This is a genomic window from Winogradskyella ouciana (genome assembly GCF_009709615.1).
In the GTDB taxonomy this organism is placed as follows: Bacteria; Bacteroidota; Bacteroidia; order Flavobacteriales; family Flavobacteriaceae; genus Winogradskyella; species Winogradskyella ouciana.
Genome location: NZ_WJYA01000264.1, coordinates 1 through 245 on the forward strand (window position 1 = coordinate 1; position 245 = coordinate 245).

Here is a 245-nt window from a genome sequence, read left to right on the forward strand (position 1 = left end):
ATGGAGTAAAAGAAGGAACCGGTGCCAAAATTGAAGTACTTCTTTTAAAACAACTTGAGAATGACGAGTGGGAGACACTTGTGAAACCGGCAAAAAGGGTTAAAACAGGCACGGTCATTCAGTTTGGGGATGGGAAGTTATCGGCAGTTTGTATTTCTGAGGCTGATCATGGGGGAAGAATGTTGAAAATGAGCTATGACGGCATTTTTCATGAGGTGTTAGATGAACTTGGTGAGATGCCTCTT

General features: G+C 42.4%; 1 protein-coding gene. It reads left to right on the forward strand.

The window, feature by feature from the left end; translation table 11 throughout:
- A partial coding sequence (locus tag F1003_RS16275) for an S-adenosylmethionine:tRNA ribosyltransferase-isomerase (protein WP_162307023.1) occupies positions 1 to 245 on the forward strand: 245 nt, incomplete at both ends.